Origin of the sequence: Thiomonas sp. SCN 64-16 (assembly GCF_001725585.1) — a bacterium.
GTDB classification, from domain to species: domain Bacteria; phylum Pseudomonadota; class Gammaproteobacteria; order Burkholderiales; family Burkholderiaceae_C; genus Thiomonas; species Thiomonas arsenitoxydans.
The window spans coordinates 62667-79090 of the sequence record NZ_MEGQ01000024.1 but is presented as its reverse complement, the minus strand read 5'-3'; the positions used below and the strand labels follow the sequence as shown (position 1 = coordinate 79090).

The 16424-nt window shown below is 63.2% G+C and carries 20 protein-coding genes and 3 pseudogenes; 8 read left to right on the top strand and 15 right to left on the bottom strand.

All coding sequences use genetic code 11. The features are described from left to right. Positions 1 to 100: 100 nt before the first annotated feature. Positions 101 to 547 (bottom strand): annotated as a pseudogene (locus ABT24_RS08595) (DEAD/DEAH box helicase); the annotation flags it as partial. 13 nt (positions 548 to 560) lie between these two features. Here ABT24_RS08595 and ABT24_RS08590 point away from each other — a divergent pair. Further along, positions 561 to 734 carry a YgaP family membrane protein gene (locus ABT24_RS08590; RefSeq protein WP_276729937.1) on the top strand — a complete coding sequence of 58 codons (174 nt, stop codon included), beginning with the start codon at positions 561 to 563 and terminating at the stop codon, positions 732 to 734. A 23-nt stretch (positions 735 to 757) separates the two neighbouring features. Here ABT24_RS08590 and merA read toward each other — a convergent pair whose 3' ends face one another. From merA to merR, 5 genes are all read right to left on the bottom strand, one after another. Next, entirely contained in the window at positions 758 to 2425 is a 1668-nt protein-coding gene (gene merA, locus ABT24_RS08585) for a mercury(II) reductase (protein ID WP_276729938.1), read from the bottom strand. Positions 2426 to 2465: 40 nt separating this feature from the next. Next, complete coding sequence (gene merC, locus ABT24_RS08580) at positions 2466 to 2888, bottom strand: organomercurial transporter MerC (protein WP_502689011.1); 423 nt, start codon at positions 2886 to 2888, stop codon at positions 2466 to 2468. 103 nt (positions 2889 to 2991) lie between these two features. Then, positions 2992 to 3270 carry a mercury resistance system periplasmic binding protein MerP gene (gene merP / locus ABT24_RS08575; RefSeq protein WP_276729940.1) on the bottom strand — a complete coding sequence of 93 codons (279 nt, stop codon included), beginning with the start codon at positions 3268 to 3270 and terminating at the stop codon, positions 2992 to 2994. 11 nt (positions 3271 to 3281) lie between these two features. Further along, positions 3282 to 3650, bottom strand: a complete 369-nt coding sequence (merT, locus tag ABT24_RS08570) for a mercuric ion transporter MerT (RefSeq protein ID WP_276729943.1) — start codon at positions 3648 to 3650, stop codon at positions 3282 to 3284. Positions 3651 to 3766: 116 nt separating this feature from the next. Continuing rightward, positions 3767 to 4216 (bottom strand): mercury resistance transcriptional regulator MerR, encoded by a 450-nt coding sequence (merR, locus tag ABT24_RS08565; protein WP_276729945.1) that lies wholly within the window; start codon positions 4214 to 4216, stop codon positions 3767 to 3769. A gap of 153 nt (positions 4217 to 4369) precedes the next feature. Here merR and ABT24_RS08560 point away from each other — a divergent pair, with 153 nt between their 5' ends. The 7 genes and pseudogenes from ABT24_RS08560 to ABT24_RS08530 all read left to right on the top strand — a co-directional run bounded on the left by ABT24_RS08560 (position 4370) and on the right by ABT24_RS08530 (position 7054). Then, a complete protein-coding gene (locus ABT24_RS08560) occupies positions 4370 to 4894 on the top strand; it encodes an HD-GYP domain-containing protein (RefSeq protein ID WP_276729947.1) in 525 nt (174 codons plus the stop codon). Positions 4895 to 4930: 36 nt separating this feature from the next. Further along, positions 4931 to 5302, top strand: coding sequence for an ArsR/SmtB family transcription factor (locus tag ABT24_RS08555; RefSeq protein WP_276729949.1), 372 nt, complete (start codon positions 4931 to 4933; stop codon positions 5300 to 5302). 1 nt (position 5303) lies between these two features. Continuing rightward, positions 5304 to 5519 carry an SHOCT domain-containing protein gene (locus tag ABT24_RS08550; protein ID WP_353743840.1) on the top strand — a complete coding sequence of 72 codons (216 nt, stop codon included), beginning with the start codon at positions 5304 to 5306 and terminating at the stop codon, positions 5517 to 5519. Positions 5520 to 5640: 121 nt separating this feature from the next. Then, positions 5641 to 6117, top strand: a pseudogene (locus ABT24_RS08545) (class I SAM-dependent methyltransferase); the annotation flags it as partial. Next, on the top strand, positions 6101 to 6238 hold the full coding sequence (locus tag ABT24_RS08540) for a carboxymuconolactone decarboxylase family protein (protein WP_276729957.1): 138 nt from the start codon (positions 6101 to 6103) through the stop codon (positions 6236 to 6238). The pseudogene ABT24_RS08545 and the gene ABT24_RS08540, both read left to right, overlap by 17 nt. 40 nt (positions 6239 to 6278) lie before the next feature. Next, positions 6279 to 6782 (top strand): hypothetical protein, encoded by a 504-nt coding sequence (locus tag ABT24_RS08535; RefSeq protein ID WP_276729961.1) that lies wholly within the window; start codon positions 6279 to 6281, stop codon positions 6780 to 6782. Positions 6783 to 6847: 65 nt separating this feature from the next. Beyond that, complete coding sequence (locus tag ABT24_RS08530) at positions 6848 to 7054, top strand: YgaP family membrane protein (RefSeq protein ID WP_276729964.1); 207 nt, start codon at positions 6848 to 6850, stop codon at positions 7052 to 7054. Positions 7055 to 7356: 302 nt separating this feature from the next. Here the strand turns inward: ABT24_RS08530 and ABT24_RS08525 are convergent, their stop codons facing one another. The 9 genes and pseudogenes from ABT24_RS08525 to ABT24_RS08480 all read right to left on the bottom strand — a co-directional run bounded on the left by ABT24_RS08525 (position 7357) and on the right by ABT24_RS08480 (position 16359). Next, entirely contained in the window at positions 7357 to 8346 is a 990-nt protein-coding gene (locus ABT24_RS08525) for a permease (protein WP_276729967.1), read from the bottom strand. 75 nt (positions 8347 to 8421) lie between these two features. After that, a complete protein-coding gene (locus ABT24_RS08520) occupies positions 8422 to 11532 on the bottom strand; it encodes an efflux RND transporter permease subunit (RefSeq protein ID WP_276729971.1) in 3111 nt (1036 codons plus the stop codon). A 33-nt stretch (positions 11533 to 11565) separates the two neighbouring features. Beyond that, entirely contained in the window at positions 11566 to 12645 is a 1080-nt protein-coding gene (locus tag ABT24_RS08515; protein WP_276729973.1) for an efflux RND transporter periplasmic adaptor subunit, read from the bottom strand. Continuing rightward, positions 12642 to 14102, bottom strand: coding sequence for a TolC family protein (locus ABT24_RS08510; RefSeq protein ID WP_286737666.1), 1461 nt, complete (start codon positions 14100 to 14102; stop codon positions 12642 to 12644). Before ABT24_RS08510 ends, ABT24_RS08515 begins: the two co-directional genes overlap by 4 nt. A 76-nt stretch (positions 14103 to 14178) precedes the next feature. After that, positions 14179 to 14544 (bottom strand): ArsR/SmtB family transcription factor, encoded by a 366-nt coding sequence (locus ABT24_RS08505; RefSeq protein WP_276729979.1) that lies wholly within the window; start codon positions 14542 to 14544, stop codon positions 14179 to 14181. 90 nt (positions 14545 to 14634) lie between these two features. Beyond that, positions 14635 to 15330, bottom strand: a complete 696-nt coding sequence (locus tag ABT24_RS08500) for a cytochrome c biogenesis CcdA family protein (RefSeq protein ID WP_276729982.1) — start codon at positions 15328 to 15330, stop codon at positions 14635 to 14637. A gap of 3 nt (positions 15331 to 15333) precedes the next feature. After that, entirely contained in the window at positions 15334 to 15594 is a 261-nt protein-coding gene (locus ABT24_RS08495) for a glutaredoxin family protein (RefSeq protein WP_276709136.1), read from the bottom strand. Beyond that, positions 15594 to 15967, bottom strand: a pseudogene (locus ABT24_RS08490) (MerR family DNA-binding protein). Before ABT24_RS08490 ends, ABT24_RS08495 begins: the two are co-directional and overlap by 1 nt. A gap of 125 nt (positions 15968 to 16092) precedes the next feature. Then, on the bottom strand, positions 16093 to 16359 hold the full coding sequence (locus tag ABT24_RS08480; RefSeq protein WP_276729986.1) for a thioredoxin family protein: 267 nt from the start codon (positions 16357 to 16359) through the stop codon (positions 16093 to 16095). Between the last annotated feature and the right edge of the window lie 65 nt (positions 16360 to 16424).

The following is a 16424-nucleotide window of genomic DNA, read 5'->3' as shown; positions in this document are numbered from 1 at the left end:
GCTCTGCACTGAGTTTGTCTGATCGCATGGGGCCTCCGAAAAAACCCAAGCTTCGCTCAGCCACAATTCATTGAAAAGATGGGTTCGCAGGACGCTTACCCCCGGTCTGCGCATTGACACCGACATTGCAGCGGCTGGGGTCGTAGCCAGCCTCGCCGTAGTCAAAGCCCGGCGTCGGGCCGCTGTCGGGATGCTTGGGTTTGAACTCGAAGCGCGGAGCGAGCACCTGTTCCATCAGCAGGCTGGCCGCGATGGCCTTCAAGGTATCGTTGACGGCCTCGGTGACGGCTTCCTCGGCGGCATCCGGCTCGGCGATCAGGTTGGTGAACCGTGCGCGGGTTTTGCCGGGCGCGTCGCGGGTCGCTCTGCCGATGATCTGCACGATCTCGGTCAGGCTGGCGCGGTAGCCCACGGTGAGCGCATGCTCGCACCAAATCCAGTCGAAGCCTTCCTTCGCCATGCCCAGCGCGATGATGATGTCCACATAATCCCGGTTGTTCTTCTGCGCCGGGTCTTTGAGCGCGGCCGACACGCGTTCGCGCTTGGTCAATGAAGGAACCTTGGATCGCGCTTTGCGCGTGATTGTTGGTCTGGTGCTTATCGCCCTGACGCTGACCCATGTGACTGGCCTCTGGGGCTGGATTGGCGTTGTGCCTTTGGTCGCGGGGGCGGTGGGCATCTGTCCACTCTACATGGTGCTCGGGATTCGCACCTGCCCGATGCGCAAGAAGTGATTTGCGGGGCTGCTTCGATCGGCTCACCCCGCGCAGCATGACAGTTGCGTCACATCCTTGGTGAAGGTCTGGGCGGCCAGCTTCAGCCCCTCCACCATGGTGAGATAGGGAAACAACTGATCGGCCAGTTCCTGCACCGTCATGCGATTGCGAATGGCGAGTGCCGCCGTCTGGATGAGTTCGCCGGCTTCGGCGGCCACCGCCTGTACGCCGAGCAGACGTCCGGAGCCGGCATCAGTGACCAGCTTGATGAAGCCGCGCGTGTCGAAGTTGGCCAGGGCTCTGGGCACGTTCTCCAGGCCCAGCGTGCGGCTGTCGGTCTCGATGTTTTGACGCTGCGCCTCGGCCTCGGTCAGGCCCACGGTGGCCACCTGCGGATCGGTGAACACCACGGCCGGCATGGCCGAGAGGTCGAGTGTCGCATCGCCTCCGGCCATGTTGATGGCCGCGCGCGTGCCCCCGGCTGCGGCCACATAGACGAACTGGGGTTGATCGGTACAGTCCCCGGCGGCGTAGATGTGCGGCACGTTGGTGCGCAGATGGCCATCCACCGCAATGGCGCCGCGCGCATCAAGCTTGACACCCGCGGCTGGCAGATTCAGCTCCGCCGTGTTGGGCGCGCGGCCCGTCGCCACCAGCAGGCGCTCGGCCCGAATCTCGCCATGGTTCGTGGTCAGCGCGAAGCTGCCGCCGGCATGGGCCACCGCGCTGGCCTGGGTGTGGGTCAGCACGGTGATGCCCTCCTCGCGGAACGCCGCGGCAACGGCTTCGCCGATGGCGGGATCCTCATGGAAGAACAGCGTATGACGCGCCAGAATGGTGACCTGGCTGCCCAGGCGGGCGAAGGCCTGGGCCAGTTCCAGCGCCACCACCGAGGAGCCGATGACCGCCAGGCGCGGCGGAATCGTGCCGCTTTCCAGCGCCTCGGTCGAAGTCCAGTACGGCGTGTCCTTCAAGCCCGGAATGGGTGGAATGGACGGACTGGCGCCGGTGGCGATCAGGCAGCGGTCGAAACCGATCATGCGCTCACTGCCGTCGTGCAGGGTCACGGCCAGCGTCCGGCCGTCTTTGAACCGGGCCTTGCCGCGCAGGGTGGTGATGGCCGGCTGGCCTTCGAGAATGCTTTCATACTTGGCGTGGCGCAGTTCGTCCACACGCGCTTGCTGCTGCGCGAGCAGCTTGTCGCGCAGGATGGTGGGCGTGCAAGGCTCGATGCCGGCGTCGAACGGGCTGTGGCGCCGCAGGTGGGCAATGTGCGCGGCGCGGATCATGATCTTGGACGGCACGCAGCCGACGTTGACGCAGGTGCCGCCGATGACGCCGCGCTCGATCAGCGTGACCTGCGCGCCGCTGCCGGCCGCTTTGATGGCCCCCGCCATGGCCGCTCCGCCGCTGCCGATGACGGCGATGCGCAAACCGCCGCCATCGCCGCGCCGGGCGGAGCCGGCGGCGTCGCCGGGCTGGCCGTTCGACCTCTCGGGCGACCGGGCCGCCTGTTTCGCCGCGTAGCCGGCCTTGGCCACGGCCGCCGCCATCGCATCAAACGAGACGCCGGCATCGGCGACGACCTGGGCCGTCCCCTGCGGGTACGAGACCTGCGCGGACTTCACGCCGGGCAACTTTTCCAGGACGTCCTTGACGTGGGTGGCGCAGGTGTCGCAGGTCATGCCGCTGATGCTCAGGGTTTGCATGTGCTTGTCCTTGGGGTGGATAGGTTCGGTTTGGTGAAGATCAATGCCTGGCTTGGCTCGGCTGGGCGTTGCCATCAATGCTGCAGCGGCGATTAGCGGGCGAGACGAAATCCCAGATCGCCACGGCCAGCATGACGGCCAGGCCCAGATACACGAGGCCCCTGATGAAGCTATAGCGCCCAATCAGCACCAGCACCGGACCGATCATGCCGAGCGCCGTGCGATGCCATTGGCGATGCGCGAACCAACCCAGGCCGTTGGCCAGGATGACGAGCACGGTGGACAGCGGCAGCACGACGCGAAACAGAACACCTTCCCACTGGCTGAGAAAACCCAGCCCGATGGCCGCGCCGATGCTGGCAATGGCTGGGTAGCACACGGCGCAGCCCATGGCCGAAGCCACCGCGCCGAGGGAGCCGGCTTTGTCGCCGAGACGTGTCAGAAAACTCAAGGGGTTGGGCATGACGGCATCTCCAATGCACAACGTTGTTTCGAGGGGGTGAAGGACGGAACGCCCCGCCGCGGCGGCATGGCCCGGGCGTCGGTCGAACCGTCGCGCCATCGACTTACTGCGCCACCGTCGAGGGATAGCCCGCATCGGTGGTGGCCTTGATCAGGGCTTTGACGTTGGTCTTGGCATCGTCGAACGTGACTTGGGCTATTTTTTTCCCAAAATTGATGTCCACCTTTTCGACGCCAGGTACGGTGTGCAAAGCGTTGTTGACGGTGATCGGACACACCGGGCAGGTCATGCCGGGCACGGCGAGCGTCACCGTCTGCTCGGCAGCCCAGGCAGGGGCGCTGAAAACAGAGACGACAGCGAGAGCGGTCAGGAGCTTGTTCATAAGGATTCCTTTCAATAGAACAGGGGAGCGACGTAGGGGAAAGCCAGGGCGACGACGATCAGGGCGGCGACGACCCAGAACAGCGCCTTGTACGTGGCGTTGACCTGGGGAATGGCGCAGACCTCGCCGGGCGTGCACGCCGCGGGGGCCCTGAACAGGCGGCGGTAGGCGAAGAACAGGGCGATGAGGGCGGCGCCGATGAAGATTGGCCGGTAGGGCTCGAGCAAGGTCAGATTGCTGATCCATGCGCCGCTGATGCCCAGCGACAGCAGGATCAGAGGACCCAGGCAACAGGTCGAGGCCAGGATGGCCGCGAGCCCACCGGCGAACAGGGCGCCGCGCCCAGTGGGCGGGTTGGATGGACTGGGTTGCTGCGGCATGCCGAAACTCCAAGGGGTTGACGATGGCGGCACTGTAGGGCCGTACCAGAGTCCGGAGTCAAGCGGCGCCGCGCCATGGTTGACAAGGTCTTGTGGCCTTGCCCCGCCCCGACGCATCAAGGATGCGCGGGATCGCCGTGCTCAAGTGTCGTGTCGCGAACACGGGCATGCAGTGCTTCGATCAAGGGGCAAGACGTGGATCCGAGGCTGGAGCCGCAGTCGCGCACCATCCTGGCCAGAGCCGCTTCGATGCGGTGCAGACCGGCTATCTTGGCGCGAACATCCATGAGCTTGCGTTCGCCCAGTTCGCGCGCTTGGTCGCAGTGCATGCCGTCGTCGAGTTGCAGCAAGCCGGCGACCTCGTCGAGACTGAAGCCCAGGCGCTGGGCGGATTTGATGAATTGCAGGCGGGCGACGTCATCGGGTCCGTAGCGGCGGAAGCTGCCCTGCGGGCGCAAGGGCTCGCACAGCAAGCCCTTGCGCTGGTAGAACCGGATGGTTTCGACATGGACCCCTGCCGCCCGGGCGACGGTGCCGATGGTCAGACCATTTGAAATAAGTTGCATCGTCTTGACTCCGATTCAGGACTGCAAATCCCTGCGCGAAGGGACGAACTGCCGATCGGCGCCAAGCATCTCGATCGAGATTCCCCCTCCTGCCTGTCAGGTTAGCGCAGCTTGCGCGACTGATGAGGACATCCGGACAAAAGGGGGAGAACCATGCAGCAACAAGGCGATGACGAACCAACCCGCGCAGGGCTGCCACGCAAAGAAGAAGAAGCGCTGACGTGGCGAAGCGGATGGTTCGCACGCTGGCTTGGTCCGCGCACCCGTCCTGGGTCCGACGAGACGGCCGATCACCTGCTGGTCAGCCTGCCCAACATGGCATGGTTTGTCGAAGCACGCGATCCGTATACCGGCGGCCATTTGTGGCGCGTTTCCCGCTATGCACGCATGCTTGCCGCTGCGGCGGGGCTGGATGCAGTGGAGGTCGCGCGCGTCAGCCTCGGTGGGTTTTTGCACGATCTGAGCAAGATTGGTGTGCCCGATGCCATCCTGTGCAAATCAGCCCCACTCACCGATGCGGAGTGGGCGGTCATGCGCACCCATCCGGACATCGGGATGCGTTTGCTCGCAGCGCACCCCCACACCAGTCAGCGAGCGGGCTTCATTCCAACCGGGCGAAGCGCTCGGCCTGCCGCAAGCATGGCCTTTGACATGGGCGCAAGAGTCGCTAACATATGAACTGTTATTCATATAAACAACGATTCATTTGATGCCATGGCACTCTCCACCTCCGAGCAAACCCGTTTGGTGGCCGCTTTCAAGGTGCTGGGCGAACCAACCCGCCTGCGCATCTTGTGCGGATTGGGTTTGGAATGCCGCCCGGTCACGGACATCATCCAGGCCACCGGCATGGGCCAGACCCATGTCTCCTTTCACCTGCGCATGCTGCGAGAAGCCGGCTTGGTGCGCGCCGAGCGCCGTGGCCCTTTCATCTATTACTGCCTTGCTGACCCTTCCCTGCCGGGCATCCTGCGTGAACTCGCGAATTGGCTGGATGCTCGCCAGATTCCACCGGCCAACGGCGCGTCTCGGCGTGGCCGGCCCGGCGCCGCGACGGCAACAACAACTCTGGAGGTGAGATCATGATGTGGCTCTATGGACCGTGGGGCGGATTTCCCTGGATGTGGGTTTTTCCGCTGATTTTTCTGGTCGTTCTGTTGATCTTTTTGTTCCGCGGCACCGGTGGACCGATGTGCGGCGGCTCCGGCATGCACCGACGCGGGACATCCTCGATCAGCGATATGCGCGCGGAGCAATCAGCGCCGATGACTACCAGCGCATGAAGAAGGATCTCGAAGCATGATGCAGGAACGCTTGTTTCCCGCCACCGCGATGCCGGATCAGGATTGGTGGCAGACCTTGTGGCCCGATCCTGACGGCTTGATCGCGGCCTTGCGCATTGAGCCGGGCATGCACGTGGTCGATCTGGGCTGCGGAGCGACGCGGGCCGCGTCATCGGCTTCGACCTGGACCCCATCATGCTGGAGCAAGCTCGGGCCGTCTGTGTGCCCTATGGTCATTGCGATTGGGTGCTTGGGGATGCCATGAAGCTGAGTCGGTTGATCCCCGCGCCGGTTGATCATGTCCTCATCGCCAACACCTTCCACGGCGTGCCGGACCCGATGGCATTGGCCCGGGAAATCGCCGCCGTTCTCAAACCCGCCGGACGTTTCGCCATCGTCAACTGGCACCCGATCGCGCGCGAACAGACCCCCGTGCTGGGTCAACCACGGGGGCCGCGCACCGAATTGCGCATGTCTGCCGCGCAGACGCAAGCCGTGGTTGAGCCGGCAGGCTTCGCCCTGGAAGCGCAGGTCGAATTGCCGCCCTACCACTATGCGGCCATCTTCACCCGCACCCACGGAACCAGCCCAGGAGAACGCCATGCCCGCGGAACATGAACCGCTCATCGAGCAGGGCAACCATTTTCATGCTGCGGTCTATGGCCCGGAGGGGGCATTGGACCGCAAGACACGCCGCCTCATCGGTCTCGGTGCGGCGCTGGTGACAAACCAACCGTAACACCGAGACGATCAACGGCATCATCCACCAGGAGATTGACATGGAAGCGAAAGATCAAGACAGCAAGACAGGCAGCGAATCACAGCCTGAATCGGGCGGTGGTGCCAACCCGATGATGATGGGTATGGGCATGATGAAGAAGATGATGGCCCAAATGGGCTCGGGCGGCGAAGGCCCGATGGCCATGATGCAGAAGATGATGGGGCAGATGCGCAATCAGCAGGCGGGCAAGGCTCCCAACCCCATGCAAAACATGATGAGTATGTGCATGGGCATGCAAGCCGAGATGCTCAATGCGTTGCACACAATGACGTCGATGGCAGCCTTTGCCACGCCGGAGCTGCATGCGCTGTTTGCCACCTGGATGGAGAGTCTGGAGGGTGAAGCGCTTGCGACGCTGGCCCAACAGGGCGAAGTCGATACCGCTGCGCTGGCTTCACAACTCAAGATCAGCGAGGCCAGTGCAATCCATCTCGTGGCGCAGCTTGCCATAAAGGGCAAGGTCCATTTGCGCGCCCAGGCATCCGCAGCTCCGGCGAACTGAAGTTCGTCGGCCAGGCCTGCCTCTGATTTGTGTCTTTTCCCCGCGCATCGTCCAAGGAGATTTCAATGACAGTCAATCGTATGGTCAGCATCATGGCCGGGTTCATGGTGCTGCTCAGCCTGGTGCTGGCCCAGATCATGGGACAGGTCGACCTGCTCCACCCGACCTGGCTGTGGCTGACGGCCTTCGTCGGCCTCAATCTGTTCCAGATGGGCTTCACTGGCTTTTGTCCGGCTGCCTTGGTGTTCAAGGCGCTGGGCTTCAAAGAGTGAGTCGGCAGCCAGTTGTGGTGCGGTCGATTCAGGCAAGTCGGCTTGATGCAGCCCCTGCCTTCGGTGTGATGGGCATTCCGACGACCTATCTGATCGACAAGCAAGGGCGCCTCGGCCGACAGGCCGTCGGGGGACGGGAGTACAGCACGCCAGTCGTGCGACAACTCATCAAAGCACTGATGCGATGAGCCTTCTGCGTCTGCAGACGCACAACCGCCAGTCAACCATAGGGAATAGGAAAGACTCCGAAATTGAAGGTGCCTGGTTGCCGATCGACCATTGATGCTTCGGGCCGGTAAGGGCTAACGATTGAGCGCGAGCCCCAAGATCCCGGTGATGACGAGCACACCGAGGGCATAAAGCGTCGCGCTGCGCCGCCCCATGGTGCGCGCGACGGGGCCAAGTGTCGAGACGTTGCTGCCCACTCCGGCAACCAGCAGGATCATGGCATTGCCGGGACCCATGCCTTTTTCCAGCAAGGCATGGACAAAGGGCAGCGAGCCGAGGCTGTCCGTGTACACGATGCCGGCGAACATGAGGGCGAAACCGACACCCGCGACCCCTTCGCCGCTGAGGTATCGGCTGACCCAATCCGCCGGCAGGTACACCTTGGCCGCTGCGCCAAGCAAAATGCCCGCACCGATCCAAGGCGCCAGTTCGCGAAACAGCGCGAAGGCCGTACCCAAAGCCGCGCGCAGTTTCCGCGCTGGCTCGTGGAAGTCGAACCAACCGGATCCTTCTGCGGAGACCAACTCGCCAGGGTCACAACCGCAGCGTTCGGTCGCACAGGATGATTCGGCAGGCGCACCGGTGGCCGACGCCTCGGCGATGCCCTCCCTGACAAGCGCCGGCGAGGCGGGCGCAACGCGGCTTGACCGCAGGGCCCACCCATCAACCAGCATTCCGGTTCCCCACCCTGTGAGCACGGCGGCTGTCGCGACAGCCACGCCGTTTCGAGGTCCCAGAAATATGAATAGCGCGCTCAAGCCATACCAATTGAACCAGGGGGTGGCGATGAGGAAGGCACAGGCGGGGCCGGCACGCTGGGTCTGCCTGAACAAACTCATGGCTGTCGGAATGGCGGTACAGCAGCACAAAGGGGTCGCGAACCCGATCAACGCTCCCGCCAGATTGGCGCGTACGACACCGCCGGTGACCAGGCGCTGCAGGGCCTGCGCGCGCACGAATTGCTGAAGCAACCCAGCCACCAGAAAGCCAAAAACGGCCACCTCCGCGAACTCGACCGCATAGTCGAGTGCGGTGTGGAGCAATACAACCCAGGTTGGATTCATGACAGTTCGCGATCAGGTCTCGCTCGGTCGTGATGTTGCGCGGATCCGGAGAAATTGCGGATGCGTGCGCCATCGTCAGAACGCACCGTCTTCCATCATGGCACTGGGCTCGAAGCGTGCATAGCGCAGAGCCAGACTCGGCAGCACCAGAAGGTTCAAGATCGTCGACGTCAGCAGCCCTCCCAGAATCACGGTCGCCATCGGCCCCTCGATCTCATTGCCCGGCGCACCACTCGTGAGGGCCAGGGGGAGCAGACCCAGAGCCGTGACCAAGGCCGTCATCAGGATCGGCGCCAGTCGTTCGATCGCGCCGCGCAATGCTGCATCAGGCCCCCAGGTGACGCCTTCGCTCCACACCATGTCGCGGTAGCGGGACATCAGCATCAGTGAATTCCTGAGCGTGATGCCGAACAGCGTCACGAAACCGACCAGTGCCCCGAGTGACAGGACTCCACCAGTGATCCAGCCAGCCAGCACGCCACCCGCCAGGGCGAAGGGCAAATTGAACATGACGATCCACAGCAACCTGGCGCTGCGCAAGGCCATATACAGCAGCAAAGCAATCCCGACGCCGGCCAACACGGCATGGACAAGCAGTTCGCGTTGGGCGCGAGCCTGCGCTTCGGCCGCCCCGGTGAAGACGGTGTAGACCCCATGGGAAAGCGTCACGTCGGCGGCGACTTGTCTTCGGGCGTCCTGGACGAAGGCGCTCAGCGGACGGCCTTTGACGTTCGCGGTCACCGTTTGTACGCGTTTGCCATCGTCATGGGCGATGAGGCTGGGTTCACTGCGTTCATGGATAGCGGCCAATTCCCCCAAGGGCACCATGACGCCATCGGGGTTGCGTAGTGGCAGGTTGCCGACTTGCAGCGGGTTCTGCCGCTCCTTCGGGCTGAGCAGCACCGTGACGTTGAACACGCGGTTGCCTTGATAAGTCTGCGCAACGACAGACCCGGCGTACGCGGTGCGGATGGTGTCGAGCACGTCGATCGGCGCAAAACCCCAGCGGGCCAGACTCGCTTGACGCAGCCGGATGGCCAACTGTGGCGCCGTGGGCGGCGACTGCACCTGCACGTCGACCGCCCCCGGCACTTGCCGTAACACCTGCGCCACAGCGCGTGCGGTTGTGTTGAGCGCATCGAGGCGATTGCCAAAAACATTGACGACGACCTGGGCCGTGTGCCCGGAGATGGTCTCTTCGATCCGCTCCGCCAGGAAGGTCTCGACCGACGAATTGATGCCGGGAAACTGACGGAGAACTTGCCGGATGGCGTCCAAGACACGCGCCTGCTCAGCACCAGAGAGCCCTGGTGTGAGATCGACTTCGAATTCGCCGGCATTGACATCGAAGGTATCGGAGGACTGCTCGGCCCGGCCCACGCGCTGCGCGATGGAGCGAACACCTGGAATTTTTTCCAAGGCCAAGGACAACCGGCGGCCCAAGCGCAGGGACTCCGCCAAGGACGTTCCCGGTGCCGAGGCCACGTGCAGGATGTAGTGCCCTTCTCGAAGGGGTGGCAGAAATTGCATCCCGAAGAACGGCACGCTCAGGAGTGCGGCCGTGATTCCCACGAGAACGATTACGAGTGTCGTGCGGGTCCAGTTGAGTGAACGGCGCAGGAAGGGGGCATAGTTTTTCTTGAGCCAACGCATCAAGGGTGGGTCTTCGGAAGACAAGATCGTGCGCGTCAACAGCACACTGGCGAGTGCCGGCGTGATGGTGAGCGCCACGGCAAGCGATGCCAGGATGGCGCTGATGTAAGCGATGCCCAGGGGTGCGAAGAGCCGGCCGGCCACACCCGACAACATCAGCACCGGCAGAAACACCAGGGCGACGATGAAGGTGGCGTAGACCACGGCCCCGCGGACTTCGAATGAGGCTGCGTAGATCACCCGGGCTGCGGGCAAGGGATGAGGTCGATCGTGATTTTCTCGAAGTCGTCGGAAGATGTTCTCCACATCCACGATGGCATCGTCCACCACCTCGCCAAGGGCAATGGCAAGTCCGCCGAGGGTCATGGTGTTCAGCCCGATGCCGAAGTGCTGCAGGACGACGACGGCTGCCAACAAGGAAAAAGGAATGGCTAGCACTGAAATCACTGCGGTGCGGACGTTGAAGAGAAACAGGAACAACACCGCGATGACCAGCGTCGTACCGAGCAGGAGCGCCGTGCGCAGGTGATGGATGGCGGTGTCGATGAAACTGGCCGGCCGAAAAAGGTTGGCATGCAAGGTGACGTGCTGCGATCTCAGCAACGGCTGCAACTGCTGCAGGGCCCGATCGATGGCATGAGTCACCTTGAGCGTATCGGCGCCGTACTGCTCATCAATGTCGAGCACCACGCCCGGCATGCCGTCGATGGTTGCGCCGCCGATGGCCGGTGCGGGAGCATCGACCACTTGGGCCACATCACCCAGCGCAATGCCAACGCCATGGTGATAGGCCAGCACCACCTGACGCAACTGCGCCGCAGTGGTGGTCTGTCCCTGGGTATGAAGAACAATCCGCTGGTTACGGTTCTCGATGAAACCAGCACCGCGCACACCGGTGGCGCGCCGCGCCGCCTGCAAGACATCCTGCAGGGAGAGTCCATAACGGATGAGCCGTTGCGGATCGGCCTGGATTTGGAGTTGCCGAATGCCGCCGCCAAACACGGTGACGTCCGCTACACCAGGCACGCTCATCAGCGCCGGGCGCACGGTCCAATCCGCGAGCGTGCGCAACTGCATCGGCGTGAGCACGGTCGAGCTCAGTCCGGTCACCAGAACCACGCTGGTCGATGACGTCAGTGGAGTCAGCCGCGGTGGCTGCACGCCCAGCGGCAGATGCGTTGCCGCCGTCGTGAGCTGTTCCGCCACCAACTGCCGGGCGCGCTCGATTGGGGTGCCATTCCGAAACGTCAACGTGATCACGGAAAGACCCTGGATCGATCGGGATCGCATGCTTCGAAGCCCGATCAGTCCGTTGAGCGCGTTCTCGATCGGCTGGGTGACGAGCTTTTCAGTTTGCTCCGCGGACAGGCCTGGTGCCTCCGTCTGCACCACAGCCAGTGGAGGCGCAAACTCTGGAAAGACATTGAGTCGGGTTTGCGGCAATTGGTCGATGCCGTAGGCCAGCCCCAAGATCGCCAACACCATCACGACGGCGCGAAACCGGATGGAAAACCGGAGGATGGATGCGATCACATCGCCCTCCCGGGGCAGATGCACGGGGTGGCATCAATCATCGTCATCATCTCCGGCGCTGCTGCCATTTTTGGGGGCCAGTTGGGCAGAAAGCAGGGTTTGTGCACCCGTGGTCACGATCGTCTGCCCTGGGTGGAAGCCTTGATGGACAAACCACCCGCCCTGGGCTGCGACCGGATCTAAAACCCTGATCCGGGCAAAATGGGTCGCATTGGTTTGCATGAACACCCAGGGCTGGTCGGCATGCCAAACCAGCGCGGAAGCGGGGATCAGCACGCCACCCGTGGGTGTGCCCGCCTGGGGCAGATCGGCCACGAGCCGCATGCCGCTTGCCAGCGTACCGGCAGGCGTGCGGTAAAAATAGACGGTGCCTTGCATGTAGGTATCGACTTGAGGCGACGCCGAAATGAAGAGTGCGCTCGCTTGCGCACCACGATCCGCCCCTGCAACCTGAATGCGAGCCGGAGGATGATCCATGGCAGAGCCCATGGGAAGTGTGACGCGCAACAGGACTTGCTGGCGCAGGGCTAGCATCTCGAATGGGCTGGCGTGGGGCTCTGCGGCCCAACGGGTCAGAACCACCCCCCATTGCTGCCGTGCGCTATCGAGCAGCATGCGCGCATGGGCCTGAGCCGCCTCGGCGCGGGCCTGGTCTGCCAACAGGGTCGCCTGTGCCGATTGAACGGCTTGCAGTGACGCGTTATGTCCGGCCTGGTAGAGGCTACGCAAGCGTTGTTCCGTTTGAGCCGCTGCAGTCGCCGCCGACTGTGTGATGGCAATTTGTGCCTGGGCATCCTGATAGCGCCCACGCCAGTCAATCAGGGGCTGCAAGTCGACGACCGTGGCATAGGCCTGCGTCTCGGGGGCGTGATGGGACGCTCGCAGAGGCTGAGTCTGCAAGGCTGCAAGTGCCTGGGCAGCCTTGCTCAGTTCGAGCACCTCAGCCCCGCGGATCAGTGGCTCGGAGGGTGATGCGTTGGGACGTATGCCTGCCGACTGAGGCTTGGATCCGGCATCTTGGTCATGATCGCCATCACGATCCGCGCGTGCCCGCAGGCCGATGCCAAGGGCCAAAAGCGTGCCTAGAAAGACAACAGCCAATTGCTTCTTCATCGGGATCCTTGCTTGTCGTGAGGTGCTTGGCGGAGGCCGAGCGTGGCGACGGGTGGCAATGGCGCGCCGCCGTCCAAGGGCTGCTGCACAGCATCTTCAAGGCGCCCCAAGGCGCGTTCGCTCTCCACCTGCGCCGTCAGGCGATGCAGCCTCGCAGCAACCGTCTGGAGTTGAGCGCGCACGGTGGCCAGCCGGTCGACCTCCCCAGCCGCAAACTGGGCGGAGATCTGCTGCGCATCCTGCTGCTGCTCTGCCACGATGTTGTTCGTCGCATTCCAGATCTGCACGGAGCTTTGATAAGCGGCCACGCCACGCTCGACTTGCGTCAAAACGTGAAGCTGCAGGACCTGGAAGCGGGCTGCCACCTCGGCACGCCGCGCATTGGCCTCAGCAATTTGTCCCTGGTTTTGATTGAACACCGGCAGACTCAGCGACAGTCCCAGTGTCCAGCGCTGGTCGCCTTGGTCCCATTCATAGCCCGGGCCAAGCTGGAATTGCGGGTATTGCCCGGCCATCTCCCGGCGCAAGCCGGCCTCGGCTGCGGAATACTGATCCAGTGCAGCGCGAATATCCAAGCGGTCAAGCAATGCCGCGCGCTGCACGGCGGGGGAAGGCAACCGCTTGCGCGCAGGTGGATCTTGAATGCCTGAAAAATCAATCCGCAGATGGACCAGTGCATCCAGCGGTAGTCCGAGGGCGCCGGCCAGGGCTGCGCGCTGGTCGGCAACCTGACCCTGCGCGCTCAGCACTCCGGCTTGGGCCTGCTGCTCCTGGATGCGTGCCATGGACAATGTGCTTGCGGTGATGGCTCCCAGCGCGTCCTGCTGCTTCAGCAATTCCAGCGCTCTCTTGCGAAGGGCGCGTTCCAACTTCAGCAGATCAACGCGCTGCAGCGCCGCATCGAGTCCTACGAATCGCACCCTGACTGCGCTTCGAATCTGCCAGGCAGCCGCCGCCAGTTCGAGATTGGCCGCGTCTGCGAACGCATGGGCTTGGGCGACACGCGCTTGACGCAGCTCTGTACTCTGCCATGGGATTCCCAATGCGAGACCATAGGACCAAGGCGAGAGGCCTGCCGGTGCCAAGCTGTGGTGTTGCTCGAAAAGGTGAAGGGATGGGTTGGGCAACTGCGCTGCAGTTTCCGTTCCAGCGCGAGCCCGTTGCCATTGCGCGCGAGCGACCTTGAATTGGGGGTTGTCGTACAGAGCCAGCAGAGTCAGGCTGCTCAGATCCCAAGAAGGCAGTGGCCATGGCGTCACGGCTTGGCCATGGGCTGCCAGGAAAGCCCGCAACCCCGCTGCATTCACGTCTCGTGCTTGGAGTGCGGCGGCCGCCCGCGCTGGGACGAGGGGCTGAGGTTTGTAACTCGCACAGCCGCCGAGCAGCAGAGCGAACAGCAATACGCCACCCCAACCCCTTCGAAACTGGTCGCCGGCTGTGGCACGCATGGAGGGCATGGGGTTGATGGGATCCGTTCGCCACGCATCTTATACGCGTATATGGACAACTACGCATATTAAAAAAGTAAAAAAGTCATACGATGCCGTAGCCCAACGTGCAACGGCCCTCTGTACGCAGGTCTAATCGTGTTTGAAGTCGAACTGCATCCGCAGTGAGCAACTGCGCATCCAGGTCATGGGCTTGGGCGATTTGCAGCACTGCCTTGATCAGGGGGGCATGCTCGGGGGCGAGGCGGTAGTAGATCCAGGTTCCATCACGCCGTTCCACCACCCATCCTCCCTTGCGCAATCCAGCGAGATGGCGGGAGACTGTGTATTGTGGGGTTTGCACCGCATCCACGAGCTCACACACGCAACATTCATCCAGCGTTAACAAGTGGAGAATCCGGTAGCGCGTTGGATCGGCGAAGAGCTTGAAGAAATTGGCTGCTTTGGACATATGCGCATAGAAGCACATAGAAGCTGGCAAGTCAAAGGTTAGCGACCCACGCCGCGAGTGCATGCCTGTCGTTTCCCCGCATCGTTGCGTTCAGATGGCCAAAGCCGGAACCCAGGCGTAGTAACCGTTGAGCAGATAGACCCCGAACAGAATCAGCGTGATGCCGCCAGCAGCCTCAAACAGGCGTCGGTAGGCATCCAAGCGCCGGAGGTTCTGGAGCCATCCCAACGACCACGCACCCACGGCCACTGTAATCGCCCGGCCGAAGGCGAAGGCCAGCAGCAGACCCACCCCCAGCCATGGTGATCCCGATGCGGCAGCGACGCCGATCAGCACAGCCAGCGCAGGGGTACAAAAGGGACACACCGCAACCGAGAACGGGATGCCCAGGGCAAACGCATCCCATAGCCCTTTAGGGCGGCGCGCACGCAAGGCCAAGGCCGGCAGGGGCAGGCGGATCCAGCCCGGCCATAGCAGGCCCATCAGAATCAGCAGCGGCCCGAGGAACAATCCCCATTGGCGCCCCAGCAGATGCTCGACCCAGGCACCGCCCAAGCCAGCGATCAAACCCAAGAGCCCGTGGATGAGCAGCATGCCCAGGATGAACATGGCGCCGAAGGACCAAGCCTGGCGGGCCTGCCGGGCTTTGGTGACATAGGCCATCGAAACGGGAATGGCGGCCAGCGCGACGGGATTGATGCTGAAGGCCAGCCCGGCCAGGAAGCTGACGCCCAGAGCAGCCGGGCCAGCGTGTTCCAGGGTGGTGCGAAACAGGGACGGATCCATCGATCAATGTTCGCGGTGCGCAAGCGGTTCCAGGGCCGCACAGAGCTGCTGCGGCGTCGGCAGTTTGGGGAAGAGCAAATCCCCGTTGACGGCCAGCGCCGGCAAGCTCAGGAGGCCAAGTTCAACGGCACGGTCGAGTGCCTCCAGCACATTGCATTCGCGCCACTGAACTTGCGGGAAGCGCTGCAGGGCGGCGGCCTTGAGCTGGGTGCGGGCTCCATCACACTGGGTGCAGCCCGGGGAATAGAACAGTTCGACGTGCATCAAGGTGCTCCCTTGGACGCCGTCAGTTCAGCGCCTTCGAGCGCGGCCAGAATCGGGCAGGCATCCAAGGGATAGCGGTCCTGGTTGCAATCGGCAATCAGGCGGTCCAGGGCATCGGACATGGCCTTGAGCGCCTTGATGCGGCTTTCGAGCTGCAGCTTTTTCTCGATGGCCCGCTTGCGCATATCGCCGCAACAGGCGGCATCCGTGGCACGCAGATCGAGCAACGCGTGGATCTCCGCCAGCGTAAAACCGCAATGCTGGGCCTGCTTGATGAACCGAATGCGACGCGCAGCGTCGGCGTCATAGAGTCTGTAGCCCCTTCGGACTTGGACGTGGGGGCAATCAGGCCCTCGCGCTCGTAGAAGCGCAGGGCATCGGGAGTGGTTTGCGCCAGTTCCGCGAGTTTGCCGATGGTCAGCATGGGTTGTTCTCTGCCGTTCAGGAGGAAGACATGCCTGGCCCCAGCATCATCGCGGGGCCAGGCGATGCAAGGCCTTACCGTGCCTGACCGAGACCTGCCACGCGCAACACGGCTTCGTCGACACCGCGCCCGGCGCAGCAGCCGGCGAGTTGGCCGTCGATGGCGACGGCGGGAACCGAACGCACGCCCAGCGCCTTGGCACGCGCCGCAGCCTTGATGTCGTGCATGTCATGCACGATGATGTTGCAAGACGTGCAGGCAACGCGCTTGACCAAAACCACCACGTCTTCGCACACGGCGCAACCGGCGCTGAAGACCTCCACCTGGCGTTGTGTTGCCATCACAGAACTCCTTCGTTTGAAACACACCCATCTGTCTTGGCATGATCCCCGGGTGAACAAAGACC